This is a genomic window from Nitrosovibrio sp. Nv4, assembly GCF_900215485.1.
Lineage (GTDB): Bacteria > Pseudomonadota > Gammaproteobacteria > Burkholderiales > Nitrosomonadaceae > Nitrosospira.
Genome location: NZ_OCMZ01000001.1, coordinates 440,525 through 456,013 on the forward strand (window position 1 = coordinate 440,525; position 15,489 = coordinate 456,013).

Sequence of the window (15,489 nt, forward strand, 5' to 3'; positions counted from 1 at the left end):
AATTTAGTTGCTTCTCAACCGCTCGAATTATTCACTCTCAATTAAGGAGAAATAGCATGGTCACTCTAGCCGGCAATCCCATCAAAATTGAAGGTACCTTTCCAAAGGTGGGCGATAAAGCACCAGAATTCTCACTGGTGAACAAGGACTTGAAAGACGTCACGCTGGCCGATTTTGCGGGCAGGAAAAAAGTGCTCAACATCGTTCCCAGCCTGGATACCCCGGTCTGCGCAATGTCGACCCGCAAGTTCAACGAGAAGGCCAGTAACATGGCCAATACGGTGGTGCTGATAATCGCCGCTGACCTGCCGTTTGCGATGAGCCGCTTCTGCGACATCGAAGGATTGGATAAAGTTGTGACGCTTTCCACCATGCGAGGCTCTGAATTCATGAAAAATTATGGCGTTGCCATCGCCGACAGCCCGTTGGCCGGCATCACTGCGCGTGCCGTCGTGGTACTGGATGAGAACGATAAAATAATTCATGCCGAACTCGTACCCGAAATCAAGGATGAACCTGATTACGATGCGGCCTTGGCTGCACTGCAATCCTGAGGGTGACCAGGCGCAAAAAAAGATGCTAGCTATCCGATCCCCCGAACCTGCTTCCCATAAAACACTAATCGCAAACACTCGGATTTAACCATGCTGATATTTGAACATTCACGCCCGGGGCGGCGCAATTATTCTCAATCCCCAGCCGCTGCGGAAATAGTTGGCATTCCGCAGAACCTGATGCGTAAAGCACCGCCATTATTGCCGGAAGTATCCGAAATGGATGTGGTACGTCATTACACGCGGCTATCGCAAAAGAATTTTTCGATAGACACCCAGTTTTATCCGCTTGGCTCCTGCACGATGAAGTACAACCCGCGGGCCTGCAATTCGCTTGCCATGCTGCCTCAATTTCTGGCGCGGCACCCCCGGGCGCCGGAAAGTACCGGTCAGGGATTTCTGGCATGCATGTACGAGTTGCAGGAAATCCTGAAAGATGTAACCGGCATGGCGGGAGTATGCCTTACGCCGATGGCGGGTGCCCAGGGTGAACTGATCGGCATCGCGATGATACGCGCTTATCATGAATCTCGCGGCGACTCCGCTCGCACCGAAATCATCGTTCCCGATGCAGCGCACGGTACCAATCCCGCCACAGCGGTAATGTGCGGCTATAAGGTGGTGGAAATAGCCACCGACAAGGAAGGCGACGTGGACATGGAAGCGCTGAAGGCAGCGGTTGGGCCGCAAACGGCAGGACTGATGCTGACCAATCCCTCGACACTTGGCGTGTTCGAGAAGAACGTCGCCGAGATGAGCAAAATCGTCCACGAGGCGGGCGGACTGCTGTATTACGATGGCGCAAACCTGAACGCCATACTCGGCAAGGTGAAGCCGGGCGATATGGGTTTTGATGTCATTCATATCAACCTCCACAAGACATTTTCCACGCCCCATGGCGGCGGGGGCCCTGGTTCGGCGCCGGTAGGAGTCGCGCCGCGTTTATTGCCTTTCATGCCTGTGCCGGTGGTGGGATCCGACAACGGAATGTATCGCTGGCTGACGGAAAAGGATATCCCGCAAACCATCGGCAGACTTTCGGCGCATATGGGTAACGCGGGTGTACTGCTCCGGGCCTATGTCTATGTGCGTCTGCTGGGGGCGGAAGGCATGCACCGCGTAGCCGAATTCGCTGCGCTTAATGCCAATTACCTGATGGCGGAAATGAGCAAGGCGGGCTTTGAGATCGCCTATCCGACCCGTCGGGCCAGCCATGAATTTATCGTGACGCTGAAAGAACTCAAGGAAAAAACGGGCGTCACCGCGATGAATGTGGCCAAGCGGCTGCTGGACAAGGGTTACCACGCCCCTACTATTTATTTTCCGCTTCTGGTACCTGAATGCATGCTGATCGAACCCGCTGAAACCGAATCCAGGGAAACGCTGGATGCGTTTGTGGCGGCCATGAAGGAAATTATGGAAGAAGCCTACAATCAGCCGGAATTGGTCAAAAACGCACCCCATACCACTCCCGTACGCAGGCTGGACGATGTAAAAGCCGCGCGCGAGCTGGACTTGACCTGGAAACAGATCTGAACGTGTCCAGACAGCTTCTGATTTAAAGGTTGAAAAAGCCCTCTCTCTAAACCCTTGGCAGGCCCATGCATACACTCATTTGCGGTTCCATTGCTTACGACACCATCATGGTGTTCAAAGACCATTTCAAGAACCATATCCTGCCGGAACAAATTCATATCCTGAACGTCGCTTTTCTGGTACCGGATATGCGCCGGGAGTTTGGCGGCTGTGCTGGCAATATTGCCTACAATTTGCAAATGATAGGCGGCGAGCCGCTTATCATGGCCACCGTTGGCGATGACTATCAGCCTTACGCATACCGTCTGGCGAGCCTGGATATTGCGCAGACCCATATTCGCCAGGTACAGGGCACGTTTACCGCACAGGCATTCATCACTACTGATCTGTCAGACAACCAGATCACCGCCTTTCACCCTGGTGCGATGAATTATTCGCATGAGAATCACGTAGTTGATGCAAAAAAGGTGAGTCTCGGCATTGTTGCCCCGGACGGAAGGGATGGCATGGTGCAGCATGCGCGCGAATTTCACGAGGCGGGCGTTCCCTTTATGTTCGATCCCGGACAAGGGTTGCCCATGTTCAACGGCGAAGAGCTGCTGGATTTTATCCACAAGGCGGATTACATCGCGGTGAACGACTATGAAGGTCAACTGCTGCATGAGCGCACCGGACGTACGCTGGAAGCGCTGGCAAAACTTGTAAAAGGATTGATTGTCACAAAAGGCGCCGAGGGGTCGGTAGTTTACACTGATGGTCAACAGATCGAGATTCCAAGCGTTAAACCGGATAAGCTGATCGATCCGACAGGTTGCGGCGATGCTTATCGCGCAGGGTTGCTGTACGGAATTACCAACGGAATGGATTGGCAGAGCACCGGGCGGCTCGGCTCACTTATGGGAGCCCTTAAAATTGCGGAGCGGGGCGGGCAAAATCACAAGTTCACCCGGGATGAAATAGATCAGCGATATTTTGAAAATTTCGGCAGCCGCATTCTCTAGCGAGGGCGCAATGAACCGGACGAATATCTTTGCGATAGCGCTTATATGCTCATCGGTAGTTGTTTTGACCGGCTGTGCAGCGGGATCATCGGGCAGCGACTACACTCGTGGTCAGGCCCGGCAGGAACAAAGCGTGCGTACCGGGGTGGTGGAAAGTGTGCGGGAAGTAAAGATCGAAGGCACGCGTAGTGGTATCGGGGCAGTAGCCGGGGGTGTCGCTGGCGGGATAGGCGCCAGCACCGCTGCAAGCGGCAGGCTCGGCGCCATTGCCGCTGTTCTTGGCGCACTCGGCGGCGGCCTCGTGGGACAGGCGCTGGAACAAGGCGTTACAGGCAGGACAGGGCTCGAGATCACCGTCAAACTGGACAACGGCTCTCTGGTATCCATAACCCAGGAAGCCGATGAGGAATTCAAACCCGGCGAGCGTGTAAGGATCCTGGGCGGCGGCGGGGTCTCGCGCGTCTCGCACTAGTTGGAGAATAGCAGGGTTTGAGTGGTCCCCGATTTCAGGAATAGAGAATACGAGCGACGAGTACTGTCATTATTGATGCATAATAATGACATGAAAAATGAAATAAATAGTCGGCTGACACAGGTTTTTCGCTCCGTCCGCTTGTTGTTGCATATTATTTCGGGCTTGATTCAGTCCGCAATTTACCCGCATGTTAGTCAGCTGGCGCAAAAACGCATGGCCCAGAAATGGTCAGCGAGGCTACTTGCGATTCTTGGTATCAGATTGCGCTATCTTGGCACTCCGCCGCCGACGGAAGCGCGGCCAGTGATGCTAGCCGCCAATCATGTCTCCTGGCTGGATGTTTACTCGCTGATAACAGTGTGCCCCGCCCGTTTCGTCGCCAAGGCTGAAATTCGCGGCTGGCCCCTGTTCGGCTGGTTGAGCCGTAACGTCGGTACGTTGTTTATAGAGCGCACCAAGCGTCGCGATACGGCTCGAATAAATGAGGATATCGCGGACGCGTTAAAAATTGGGGATCGGGTGGCGCTATTTCCTGAGGGTACGACCGGCGACGGCAATGCGCTTCGGCATTTCCATGCGTCACTGCTGCAATCGGCGATAACCGTCTCAGCCAGGTTGTACCCCGTCGCAATACGTTATACCGACATGTCTGGCGAAATCAGTAAAGCGGCTCCGCTAGTCAATATTTCTCTGCTGGAATCATTGCGTCGGATTTTGCGACAACCCTGCATCAATGTAGAACTGACCTTCGCCGATCCGATTGACAGTAGCGGAAAAAACCGGCGAGCACTTGCACGGTGTGCCGAGCAGGCTATTGCCAACGCCTTATCTCTTCCTCTGCCGCACAAGGCACCTGAAAAACCTGACGATCTTCCAGGCGAATAGCGGTGAGGCTTCCGCCCCACAAGCAGCCCGTATCGAGCGCTATCAGGTTATCCCTGATTTGCAGACCCAGCGCCGACCAATGCCCGCAAACGATGGTGGCCTCCCGGCTGGCGCGGTTTGGCGTCTCGAACCACGGCAGATAACCAGCCGGAATATCCTGCACTGGACCCTTGTGAGAAAAATCCATTTTTCCATCAGGGGTGCAGACACGCATTCGTGTCATGGCGTTAACGATCACTCGCAGGCGCTCGTAGCCTCCGAGACTATCGTCCCAATGGTCGGGCTGATTTCCATACATATTGGAGCAAAATTCATGGAAGTCCGACCCGCGCAGCGCAGTCTCCACGATTTTTGCCAGCAGAGAGGCTTGCGCGATGGTCCAGGATGGCAATAAGCCCGCGTGTACCATCACGTAATTTCCCTCAGCATGCAACAGCTTCTGCTGGCGCAACCAATGGAGCAACCCGTTCCTGTCGGATGCGTCGAGAATATCCCGCAGGGTGTCGTTCCGATGCAGCTTGGCGCACCCCTCGGAGACCATAAGCAGATGCAGATCATGGTTTCCCAGTACCATTACTGCTGCTTCGTCCAGGTCCCTCACAAAACGCAATATAGCCAGCGAATCAGGACCACGGTTTACGATGTCCCCGACGAGCCACAGTCGGTCTTTTGCACGGTCGAAATGAATCAGGTCAAGAAGCTCCCTGAACTCCTGATAACAGCCTTGCAAATCACCGACTGCGAACGTGGCCATAAGTTGAAAGAGGATTAATCAGAGCATATTGCAATATATCAGAGAATACATCCTTGCCAAAAATAAGGGCGATATGGAATTCTCCTATCGCCCTGTTACTACCTATTCCACTACCGCGCCGAATTATTTTGACTGACTCACCATATAATCGACTACCGCTTTAACTTCGGTATCCGAAAGGCTGGCGTTTCCGCCTTTGGGCGGCATTGCGTTTTTGCCCTTGAGTGCACTCGTGTAAAGCGTCTCGTTACCTGCCTTGATGCGCGGCGCCCAAGCCGAATTGTCCCCAAGCTTCGGCGCGCCTGCCGCACCGGTAGTGTGACAGGCGGCGCAACTGGCGGTATAGATTGCCTTCGCTTTCTCTATCGGGTCTCCCGCATCTGCCACCGGCGCAGCGGCGGAAGCAGCCACGGACGCCGAGGTCGCATCCGCTACCGGACCAGATCCAGCTTCCGGTTGCACGTCAGCCTGAGAAGAATCACCCGCGAGCATCAATTTACCCACCGGCTCCAAACGCTGCGCAACGGCTTCGTCCGAAAAAGCACGACTATTTGGATCTATGGGAGCATCTCCGGTAATAAACTTGCCCAATAGCCAAAGAATCACAACCGGAAACACAAACGCCGCCACGATGACCGTAACTAATTGTTTAGGTGTCTTTATAGCCGAGGAATGCCCGTCATCTTCACTGCCGCTCACAATAACTCCGCAAGTAAAAAAATCATTATTGTATAGGTTCGCGTATTCAAGCAAAAGCGATTTGTTTAGGTTGGACTAGGGGGATAAAAAACGTTATCCTAGCGGCAAATTCAATAAACACTCCTATCTCATCTATATTGCGCCCATAGCTCAGCTGGATAGAGTACCGCCCTCCGAAGGCGGGGGTCACACGTTCGAATCGTGTTGGGCGCGCCAATCCCACTAGGTGGATTACATCCATTTCACACCTACTGTACCGTACCCGTTATTCAGCTGAATGACGTGAATGGCCTGACGCCTCGTTGAACAGGAAAATAAGGTCATATCTCGACTCGCGCGCCGAGTTCGAGGACACGATTTGCCGGTAATTTGAAATATTCGGCGGCGTTGCTTGCGTTACGCGCCATTGCCGCAAAAATACGTTCCCGCCACAAACCCATGCCTGGACCTGGACTTGGTACGACGATGTCGCGGCTGAGAAAGTACGATGTTTGAAGCGGCTCGAACACAAGTCCGTATGGTTCGCACAATTCAAGCGCATAGGGCAGATTGGGCTCGTCTTTGAAACCGTATCGCACTGTGACCTGGTAGCAGTTGTCGACCAATGGCTTTACGGATATCCGATGTTCTTTGAGTATTCGCGGAGTTTCGATGTACATCACGGTGAGAATCACCACGCGCTCATGCAGGACCTGGTTATGTGAGAGATTATGTAACAACGCATGGGGTACGCCATCCGGATCCGCAGTCAAAAAAACCGATGTGCCGGCGACGCGCGCAGGTGGATGCGCCATTAGTGACTCCAGGAACGGCTGGAGCGGGATGGCCGCCGAGCGCAAATGCTCAACCAGAATTTGACGCCCACGATTCCACGTGGACATGACAAAGAAGACGACAGCTCCGATTGCGAGCGGAAACCAGCCCCCCTGCGCGATTTTCAGCATGGTGGCGGCAAAAAAAGTCGTGTCGATTAACAGGAAAAATCCCGTCGCCAACAGGCACAGGAAGAAGGGATAGTTCCATGCATAGCGAATTACAAAAAAAGTCAGTATGGTTTCAATCACCATCGTGGTGGTAACAGCGACCCCGTAGGCAGAGGCGAGACTGGACGACGAACCGAATCCCAGTACCGCCATAATTACTGCCGCCAGCAGAGTCCAATTGACGAAAGGGATATATATCTGGCCGATCTTGCGGTCGGATGTATGCTTGATCTGCATGCGCGGCAAGAATCCTAACTGAATAGCTTGCTTGGTCATCGAAAAAACGCCGGAAATAACGGCTTGCGATGCGATTACGGTCGCCACCGTTGCCAACCCCACGGCGGCGTAAAGCGCCCAGGAGGGAAACAACAGAAAAAAGGGATTGGAGATGGCTGATGGGTCCGAGAGCAGAAGCGCTCCCTGGCCGAGATAATTCAACGTGAGCGCGGGAAGGACGCATCCATACCAGGCCAGCCGAATCGGTTTCGCCCCAAAGTGCCCCATATCGGCATAGAGCGCCTCTCCGCCGGTAACCGCCAGCACTACAGCTCCAAATGCGATAAACGCCAGCCAACCATTATTCAGGCAAAAAGACACGGCATGTAAAGGGCTGAACGCCACCAATATCTGTGGTGCGAGCGTGATATTTACCAAGCCGACGAGCCCCAGGGTAGTGAACCATATCAGCGTTATCGGGCCGAACATCGCGCCGATTCCCCCTGTGCCTCTTTGTTGCAGTACGAAAAGCGCAATCAGCACGGCCAATGTGATGGGTAGTACATATGGCTTGAGTAGCGGCGTTGCCACCTCCAGGCCTTCCACTGCGCTCAAAACCGAGATCGCTGGCGTGATAACACCATCGCCGAAGAATAGTGCCGCGCCAAACGCGCCAATGAGAAAGAGGATGTTACGCAGGCGGGGACGGTTGGCCACCGAGGAGCTGGCAAGCGATAGCAGCGCCATAATGCCGCCCTCTCCATTATTGTCCGCGCGCAGGATCAATGTTATGTACTTGAGCGACACCACAATCACGAGCGCCCAAAAAATGAGAGAAATCACCCCGATCACGTTACCCTCACTGACAACAAGCCCATGGATGGGGTCGAAAACGGTTTTCATGACGTATAAGGGGCTTGTACCGATGTCTCCATAGACGACACCCAGCGCGGCGAGGCTCAGCAAACCCAGGGACTGATGGCCAGCGGTGATTTTGCGCTCCGTGCTTTGGCTGGTCATGATTGATGTATCCGAGCGCGGAGATGATCTGGGGTGACGATAGCGGGAACCAAGAAAGTCATAACGTTAAGTAATGGGCGGCACGGGTTACCGGAAACCTTTCTTTCGCTAAATAGGGCAGATAAGCGGTAATAATTGTTTGAAGGCTCTGTTAAAGGGTCTTGAAGAGCTTAAAGAGTTAATAGCCCGGTGTATCCCGACGAAAACCACCGTGACAGCCGCCAATCGAGCCTCGTGACGGCCCCCCTGACAAGCCCCCGGCAGCGTTTACGCATTGTACACGACCTGGATGGTGACAACGCAAAGGGTTCATTCAGCGTCTTCGCGAGAGAACCGGGCACGTTTTGCAGGAAATCACACGTCATTTTTGCCTTTGCTGCCCTGCTGCCCTACACCTTGCAGCAGAAAGATTTCCTCCAGCCGATCAATGACAAAATTTCTTTGTGTGACTTACCGTACCGATCGAATTGATTCTCTCCCCTATCCTTTAATTATTGCAATACCTGGAAATCTACCGATGCTTTGATTGAAAGTCATCGCTACTCACAAGGAGATAAACATGAGCTACGAAGATCGCGATACGTACGGGATGTACAAGAGCTACGACGAGAAGGGGCCCGGCCCTCGGCTGATGGGCGCCGACACGCTCATGGGAGAGGATGTTTACAATCAAAAGGACGAAGACCTGGGCGATATCAAGGAAATCATGCTGGATATGAACAACGGCAAAATTGCCTATGCTGTGTTGTCTTTCGGCGGATTGATGGGTATGGGCGGCAAGCTCTTCGCTGTGCCCTGGAACGCGCTGAAGCTGGATACTGCGAACAAGCGCTTCATACTCGATGTTGATAAGGAACGCCTGGCATCCGCTCCTGGATTCGACAAGAATAATTGGCCGGATATGGCGGATCCCGCCTGGCAGACCACGATTCATTCTTATTATGGAACCCAGTCCTATAAGGAATCCCCTGGACAACCTGCACAGCCTAAGGACACACCCGACATACCGTATGACGAGACGCCCTACACCAAGCGCGAAACGACCAAAATGGATTCGGGACGCATCAGCTAAATACACAGCCGGCTCTAACTTTTAAAGAGCCGGCTCACGATTCCCGACGTCTGACCTGGTCCTGTCTTTCTACGGCAGTTCTAACGCGAGAGGGAATTGGCGCCTTTGCTCCCTATGCATATTTGTGGATAGGGAGGCAGCAGCGTCCGCACTTGGCTGAACCTGGATAAGCATGGAGAAGGGAGCAGTGGCGGGCGGAGGGGGCCAAAACTGGATCGCTGCATGCCTCGCTCCCATCACTCCGGCGATGAAATGAAAAATCGCATATCTGCGGAAAAACCAGTCGTCCTTATTACCGGCTCGGAAGGCAGAATCGGTAAGGGAATTGCAGCGGCGCTGGGCGAGGATTATACGACCGTCGGCTTCGAGCAGAAATGCGACAGTGGATTGAACTGCATTACCGTCGACATATCGTCCGACGAGGCAATGGCAACCGCGTGCGAACAGTTGCGCCAGCGTTATGGACAGCGCATTGCATCCGTCATTCATCTGGCTGCCTTTTACGATTTCTCCGATGAGCCGAACCCCCTGTATGAAGAGGTGAATGTGCAGGGGACCCGGCGGCTATTGGAAGCGCTTCAGGCATTTGACGTCGACCAGTTCATATATGCCAGTACCATGCTGGTGCACGCACCGTCGGAACCGGGCTTGCCCATCAGCGAGGAAGGGCCTCTTGAACCAAAATGGCCCTATCCGGAATCCAAGGTAGCGGCGGAAAACGAGGTTCGCGCGCACCACGGGCGTATTCCGTTCGTGATATTTCGCCTGGCCGGCGTCTATACCGACTGGGGCGAAGTGCCGTCCCTGAGTACTCAGATTCAACGTATTTATGAACGCCAGCTGCAGAGCCATGTATTTCCCGGCAATCCGTCTCATGGTCAATCCTTTGTACACCTGGATGACGTAGCGCGGGCATTTCGCGAAACAGTGGAGCGACGCTCGCAGTTACCAGAGGAAACTACACTGTTGATAGGTGAGCCGACCACGGAAAGCTATGAAGGCCTGCAGAATTTGATGGGACAGTTGATTCATGGCGAGCCGTGGGCTACACATCAGGTTCCAAAAACGGTGGCGGTTGCGGGCGCGTGGCTTCAGAACAAAATTGAAGACGTTGTTCCGGACACCATTGATCGAGGGATTGAACCTTTCGTCAAACCGTTCATGGTGGCGTTGTCCGACGACCATTTCGAACTGGATATTTCCCGGGCAAAGAAGGTACTGAATTGGCGCCCCAGGCATACGCTGCGCGAAACACTGCCGAAAATTATTGGCCACCTCAAACAGAGCCCTGCCGCGTGGTATAAGCGCAATAAAATCGCGCTGCCCCTTTGGCTGGAAGAAATGGAAAAAAACCATCTTCCCAGCGCGACCCTTATTGTTCAAAACAGCCAGCAGGAACGGCACGAGCACAGGCAAACCGTTTGGTGCCACTTTGCCAACGTCGCGCTGGGATTATGGCTGATATCGAGTCCGTTTATTTTTGGGCTAACCGAATCGTGGATGATAGCTGAGGATCTCGTTACGCCCACTCAGCGCGGCCTGCCATTGTCAGCCACCTGGATGACGGCCAGTGATGTCATCACGGGCTTGCTGATCGTGCTATTCGGCTTTCTATCGGTGTCGCGTGACAATGGCTGGGCACGCTGGGTTACAGCCCTTCTCGGTATCTGGTTATTATTTGCACCGCTTTTTTTCTGGACGCCTAGTGCGGCAGTTTATGCAAACGATACCCTGATAGGCGCGCTCGTTATTTTGTTGGCAGTGGTGGTATCACCCCCGCCGGGTATCGGGCCCATCGCCCGGATGAGCGGTCCCGACACACCGCCCGGTTGGAGCTACAGCCCCTCGGGGATGACCAATCGTATTCCGATTGTAGCGCTGGCGTTTGTGGGCATATTTCTTTCGCGCTATATGGCCGCGTTTCAATTGGGCCATATCGAAAATGCCTGGGACCCATTCTTTGGCGACGGCACCGCGCGCGTCATTACTTCCGAGGTATCCGAGGCATGGCCGGTAGCGGATGCTGGCCTGGGTGCGACCGTCTATGTGATGGAAATTCTAACCGGCCTGATCGGCGACAAACGGCGTTGGCGCACCATGCCATGGATGGTGCTGTTATTCGGAATATTGATTGTGCCCCTGGGCGTAGTAAGTATCTACTTCATCATCATCCAGCCGATCGTAATAGGTACGTGGTGCACGTTATGCCTGATCGCCGCCGTAGCGATGCTGCTACAGATTCCGTATTCGTTCGATGAGATTCTGGCGACGCTGCAGTTCCTCAAAGACCGGCATAAGAATGGCAAATCATGGTGGCATGTTTTGTGGCATGGAGACACGATAGAAGGCGGAAGCCCGGATTATTCCAGTAACTTTGAAGGACCTCCGATGGCGGTGCTGCGCGAGATAATGGGAGCTGGTGTCCGCTTTACGTGGAATATGACGGCCAGCGTTATCATTGGCGTCGCGCTGATGTTTTCCCGCGTCACCTTCGATGCCACCGGAGCGGCCGCGAATAGTGACCACCTGATCGGCTCGCTCGTTGTCACATTCTCGATCATGGCGTTGAGTGAAGTGGGCCGTCCGTTGCGCTTTGCCAACATCATGTTTGGGATGTGGCTGATTCCTGCGCCCCTGGTGTTGACAGGCTATTCCGATATGGGTTCTGCGGCAAGCATTATCGCAGGATTATTATTGGTTCTGCTTGCATTGCCGGTAGGCCCGATCAAAAGCCATTATGGCGCATGGGATCGATGGAATTCGATTGGGTCAACGAAATTGCCGTGGAATGCCTGATTTCGAACTACGGATGAGTATCACAACATGTCCGGAGATATGCTGGTTCGCAAAACTGTTTCCGCGATACCTTCCTTTTTTTTGTAACTGAACCACCATACCGCACCCTTGCGGATGTTCCACTCCATGGGATCGCAGGACATGAGCCGGGCTGCGACTTCCCCTAGTGTGGGTTGATGGCCTACCACCACAACTGCGCCTTTTGCATTTGGCCAGTCGGCTGCGGAGAGAATCGCTTTTGCCGAAACGGCAGGTCCGATTTCCTTGACGGTTTCAAAATCATCATCAAGCGCTTCTGCGGTCTGCCGGGTGCGCATGGTTGGGCTGGCTATGATTCGCGTGTTTTTTGGCAATCTCGGTTTAAGCCATTCAGCCATGGACTGAGCTTGCTTTAATCCCTTCTCGGTAAGTCTTCGTGCGCTGTCCGGCAAACCGTCCTCGGCTTCCGCATGGCGCCATAAAATGAGTTCCATTGATTCCTCCTGCATAAATCCGTTGGCCAATAGACAGACGTGTTCAGTATAGAGGCTAATTACGTCTTTTGCCCACATGCCAGCGAGCCGGCTCTGGCGATCTCAGGCATGCCCAGCCCATGATTCTCGCAAGGGACAATCCACATACTTCGTCGGCCGGTGAGCACAAGCGCTCTTAAGGGAGAGGAAAGCAGGAAAAAATGTAAGATTACGGATGGGCTATGGGAACTGGATTTGCGGATGGTACCAGAGGCATTGCAGAGGTTGCGATAGACATGAGGATGAATGGCGGGCAGTCCGCCCGCCATTCTGCCGCAATTAGGACTTCAATGCCGACATTGGGGCGCCGAAGTTGATGTGGAAAGGTGCTCCGTTAATAACAATTGCGGGAACCGACTTGACGCCAGCCGCTTCAGCAGCTGCGATCCTATCCTTTTGCTCGCCGAGATTTACGAGCTCAACCTCATAACGGTCGGGATCCAGCGCATCGGCAATCTGATGCTCGGCCTCGACACATACAGGACAGCCAGCGTGATAAAAGGTAGCAGGTGTTTTCATAGCCAATCTCTCCAAAAAATTTAAATTTCCGTGGGGACTACCCACGTTCGCAAGAACCAATCAAACTGTCACCATGCGACGGGATGATTATAATCGCTGCCCCATGCTAGCGCCAGTGCTCATCAGTCGGGATGCTGGGAGGCTTCTTTTTCCATGGGATTTCCGATAGAGAATCATCGAAGTTTCGGATTGTTTATGATGAGACTTCTATGGCGCTTTCGGAACTGATCCAGATCAGGATTAGCTGATTATTTTCTTGGAGTTGTTTCACCCTGTAGCGCTAGTGCCCGCGAATAGAGTATATTTTTGCTTTCCCCGCTGATTTCCGCAGCGAGTTTTGCTGCCTGCCTTAACGGCAGCTCTTGCAGTAACACTGCCAGGGTCCGCTGGGCTTGATCACTCAGTTCGCCTGGGCCCCGCGCTTCCGCCCCTGATAGTAATAACACGAATTCGCCCTTCTGCCGGTTTGAGTCAGCCTGGAGCCATGCGAGCGCTTCACCGGTAGCACAGGTATGAATTGTCTCGAACAACTTTGTCAGCTCTTTCGCGATAGTGATTTGCCGATGCACACCTAACACCTCAGCCAGATCGGAAATACACTCGAGAATGCGGTGGGGCGCTTCGTAAAATACCAGGGTATAAGGATGGGATTTTAAACTTTGCAATTCGCGTCGACGTAATCCGGCACTGGCAGGAAGAAAACCATAAAACAGAAAATGCGGCTCGGTGGCCCCTGCTACTGATAGCGCGCATACTGCCGCGTTCACACCGGGAATCGGAACCACGTTATAGCCCTGTTCCCGTACCTGTTTTACCAGAATTCCGCCAGGGTCGGAGATTCCCGGCGTACCGGCATCGGTAACAAGCGCTACAGCTTGTCCGCGTGAAAGTAAACCCACGATTTTTTTTGCCGTGGTGCTTTCATTGTGCCGATGCAAGGCAACCATCTTTCTTTGTATCGAATAATGGGTCAGCAAATGCCCTGTGGTTCGAGTATCCTCCGCAGCAATGACGTCTACGGCCGCAAGTACATCAAGCGCCCGCAGAGTGATGTCACGCAAATTCCCTATTGGCGTGGCAACGACGTATAACATGCCCGGCGATATTATTATTTTGGGGAAATGCATTGATGAGGTGTTTGGCTAATGAGCGGAGTCAGGTGCATTGTAAGAAAGTTATTGCCGGTTTAACCGCATGTGTGCTGATATCCGATTAATGCGGGTAACACATTACTGGAGCGCTCATTTTGGATGGTAGCGAGGCAGAGCGATACGCAGAATCGTTTCTTCGACATCATAACCTCGTTTTGATTCAGAGAAACTACCACTGCCGGTTTGGGGAAATTGATCTCATCATGCGTGATGGGACAACATTGGTGTTTGTTGAAGTACGGATGCGAACCAGCTCCGCCTTTGGCGGAGCAGCGGCCAGCATAACGTTGGCGAAGCAAAGAAAGTTATTACGCGCTGCACGACATTATCTCGCTTCTCTCAAGTTCGAGCCACCGTGCCGCTTCGACGCAGTATTGTTATCCGGCCATGACAGCGAGAATGTGGAATGGATCAAAAACGCTTTTGGGGAATAGAACTGGAGCTGCGTGGCAATAATTCGAGGTTTTAGGTTAGACTGTTATGCTGGCCGGTAGAACCGCATGAGAGGCCTGTATTTTTAGAAATTCGGCTATTATTCAAGTACTTGACAATCAATAGATGTTTTGGTCAAATGTGAGGGCCAGTTGTATTGTTGCATTTTCCTGGTGTCTGCGTGGGAATTCTTCTTTAGAAATGACAAAATCATATGTTCAGGCGGCTAATCGTTTTAGTTAGAGGTATTGATGCAAAATAGGAATTGGAGCGGGCTGATAATGCTCGCATTGCTGTTTCCCCTTCTTTCGGGCTGCGCGCTGCTGGTTGCGGGTGGCGTTGCGTCCGGCCTCGGTGCTGGGGTGGCTGTATCCCAGGATCGGCGTACGAGTGGTATGTTCGTGGAGGATGAAGGGATTGAGATAAAGAGCGACCGTCGGATTCGCGAAAAGCTGGGCGGAAGTGTAAATGTCAATATCACCAGCTTCAACCGTAGCGTGCTGCTTACTGGAGAAGCTCAAACAGAAGCGTTGAAACGGGAGGTTGAAAAACTGGTGAGAGGCGTGGAGAACGTACGTGGCGTCACAAACGAGATAGCAGTGGCGGGAGCGAGCTCATTCTCCTCCCGCAGTAATGACGCGTTGATTACGTCCAAGGTCAAGGCGCGTTTTATGGATGGGGGCAAATTTCAGGTTAACCATGTGAAAGTGGTGACGGAGGACGCCGTCGTCTACCTGCTTGGCCTTGTAAGGATTAATGAGGCCGAGAGTGCTGTGGATATCGCGAGATCCACAGGTGGGGTTCGAAAGGTGGTGAAGGTTTTCGAGTACCTGGAGTGACTGTTTTAGAAGGTTTTCGTTGCGTCAGGTGTTTGCGCTCTTGTC

Annotated in this window: 14 protein-coding genes, 1 tRNA gene and 1 pseudogene; 10 read left to right on the forward strand and 6 right to left on the reverse strand. The window is 53.2% G+C overall.

Going from position 1 to position 15,489, the window contains the following annotated elements:
* Nucleotides 1–56: 56 nt before the first annotated feature.
* The 5 genes and pseudogenes from tpx to CRO05_RS01910 all read left to right on the forward strand — a co-directional run bounded on the left by tpx (nucleotide 57) and on the right by CRO05_RS01910 (nucleotide 4,451).
* Nucleotides 57–554: a thiol peroxidase gene (gene tpx, locus CRO05_RS01890; protein ID WP_097065589.1), complete on the forward strand. Its 498-nt coding sequence runs from the start codon at nucleotides 57–59 to the stop codon at nucleotides 552–554.
* Between the two features lie 87 nt (nucleotides 555–641).
* A pseudogene (gene gcvPB, locus CRO05_RS01895) lies at nucleotides 642–2,090 on the forward strand (aminomethyl-transferring glycine dehydrogenase subunit GcvPB); the annotation flags it as partial.
* A 65-nt stretch (nucleotides 2,091–2,155) separates the two neighbouring features.
* Nucleotides 2,156–3,091, forward strand: coding sequence for a carbohydrate kinase family protein (locus CRO05_RS01900; protein ID WP_097065591.1), 936 nt, complete (start codon nucleotides 2,156–2,158; stop codon nucleotides 3,089–3,091).
* 10 nt (nucleotides 3,092–3,101) lie between these two features.
* Nucleotides 3,102–3,563: a hypothetical protein gene (locus tag CRO05_RS01905; RefSeq protein WP_097065592.1), complete on the forward strand. Its 462-nt coding sequence runs from the start codon at nucleotides 3,102–3,104 to the stop codon at nucleotides 3,561–3,563.
* Between the two features lie 90 nt (nucleotides 3,564–3,653).
* Nucleotides 3,654–4,451: a 1-acyl-sn-glycerol-3-phosphate acyltransferase gene (locus CRO05_RS01910; RefSeq protein WP_097066598.1), complete on the forward strand. Its 798-nt coding sequence runs from the start codon at nucleotides 3,654–3,656 to the stop codon at nucleotides 4,449–4,451.
* On the opposite strand, the gene CRO05_RS01915 is transcribed toward CRO05_RS01910, so the two are convergent.
* Together CRO05_RS01915 and CRO05_RS01920 are read right to left on the reverse strand one after the other, a co-directional pair.
* A complete protein-coding gene (locus CRO05_RS01915) occupies nucleotides 4,378–5,205 on the reverse strand; it encodes a symmetrical bis(5'-nucleosyl)-tetraphosphatase (protein ID WP_097065593.1) in 828 nt (275 codons plus the stop codon). The two genes, CRO05_RS01910 and CRO05_RS01915, sit on opposite strands and share 74 nt — an antisense overlap.
* Nucleotides 5,206–5,328: 123 nt before the next feature.
* Nucleotides 5,329–5,904, reverse strand: coding sequence for a c-type cytochrome (locus tag CRO05_RS01920; RefSeq protein WP_097065594.1), 576 nt, complete (start codon nucleotides 5,902–5,904; stop codon nucleotides 5,329–5,331).
* A 139-nt stretch (nucleotides 5,905–6,043) separates the two neighbouring features.
* Between CRO05_RS01920 and CRO05_RS01925 the strand changes: the two genes are divergently transcribed.
* Nucleotides 6,044–6,120, forward strand: a tRNA-Arg gene (locus CRO05_RS01925).
* 104 nt (nucleotides 6,121–6,224) lie between these two features.
* On the opposite strand, the gene CRO05_RS01930 is transcribed toward CRO05_RS01925, so the two are convergent.
* A complete protein-coding gene (locus CRO05_RS01930; protein ID WP_097065595.1) occupies nucleotides 6,225–8,123 on the reverse strand; it encodes a potassium transporter Kup in 1,899 nt (632 codons plus the stop codon).
* A gap of 559 nt (nucleotides 8,124–8,682) precedes the next feature.
* On the opposite strand from CRO05_RS01930, the gene CRO05_RS01935 reads away from it, so the two are divergent.
* Together CRO05_RS01935 and CRO05_RS01940 are read left to right on the forward strand one after the other, a co-directional pair.
* The gene (locus tag CRO05_RS01935) at nucleotides 8,683–9,195 is read left to right on the forward strand and encodes a PRC-barrel domain-containing protein (RefSeq protein WP_097065596.1); all 513 of its coding nucleotides are present in this window, start codon (nucleotides 8,683–8,685) and stop codon (nucleotides 9,193–9,195) included.
* 252 nt (nucleotides 9,196–9,447) lie between these two features.
* On the forward strand, nucleotides 9,448–11,991 hold the full coding sequence (locus tag CRO05_RS01940) for a vitamin K epoxide reductase family protein (RefSeq protein WP_181319875.1): 2,544 nt from the start codon (nucleotides 9,448–9,450) through the stop codon (nucleotides 11,989–11,991).
* A 20-nt stretch (nucleotides 11,992–12,011) separates the two neighbouring features.
* Here the strand turns inward: CRO05_RS01940 and sixA are convergent, their stop codons facing one another.
* The 3 genes from sixA to rsmI form a co-directional block, all read right to left on the reverse strand.
* Nucleotides 12,012–12,464 (reverse strand): phosphohistidine phosphatase SixA, encoded by a 453-nt coding sequence (sixA, locus tag CRO05_RS01945; RefSeq protein WP_090882788.1) that lies wholly within the window; start codon nucleotides 12,462–12,464, stop codon nucleotides 12,012–12,014.
* A 318-nt stretch (nucleotides 12,465–12,782) separates the two neighbouring features.
* Nucleotides 12,783–13,022 carry a thioredoxin gene (locus CRO05_RS01950; RefSeq protein WP_090882505.1) on the reverse strand — a complete coding sequence of 80 codons (240 nt, stop codon included), beginning with the start codon at nucleotides 13,020–13,022 and terminating at the stop codon, nucleotides 12,783–12,785.
* A 248-nt stretch (nucleotides 13,023–13,270) separates the two neighbouring features.
* Complete coding sequence (gene rsmI, locus CRO05_RS01955; RefSeq protein ID WP_235001248.1) at nucleotides 13,271–14,116, reverse strand: 16S rRNA (cytidine(1402)-2'-O)-methyltransferase; 846 nt, start codon at nucleotides 14,114–14,116, stop codon at nucleotides 13,271–13,273.
* Nucleotides 14,117–14,268: 152 nt separating this feature from the next.
* Here rsmI and CRO05_RS01960 point away from each other — a divergent pair, with 152 nt between their 5' ends.
* Complete coding sequence (locus tag CRO05_RS01960) at nucleotides 14,269–14,607, forward strand: YraN family protein (RefSeq protein ID WP_097065598.1); 339 nt, start codon at nucleotides 14,269–14,271, stop codon at nucleotides 14,605–14,607.
* A 249-nt stretch (nucleotides 14,608–14,856) separates the two neighbouring features.
* Nucleotides 14,857–15,444, forward strand: a complete 588-nt coding sequence (locus CRO05_RS01965; RefSeq protein WP_181319876.1) for a BON domain-containing protein — start codon at nucleotides 14,857–14,859, stop codon at nucleotides 15,442–15,444.
* Nucleotides 15,445–15,489 lie beyond the last annotated feature (45 nt).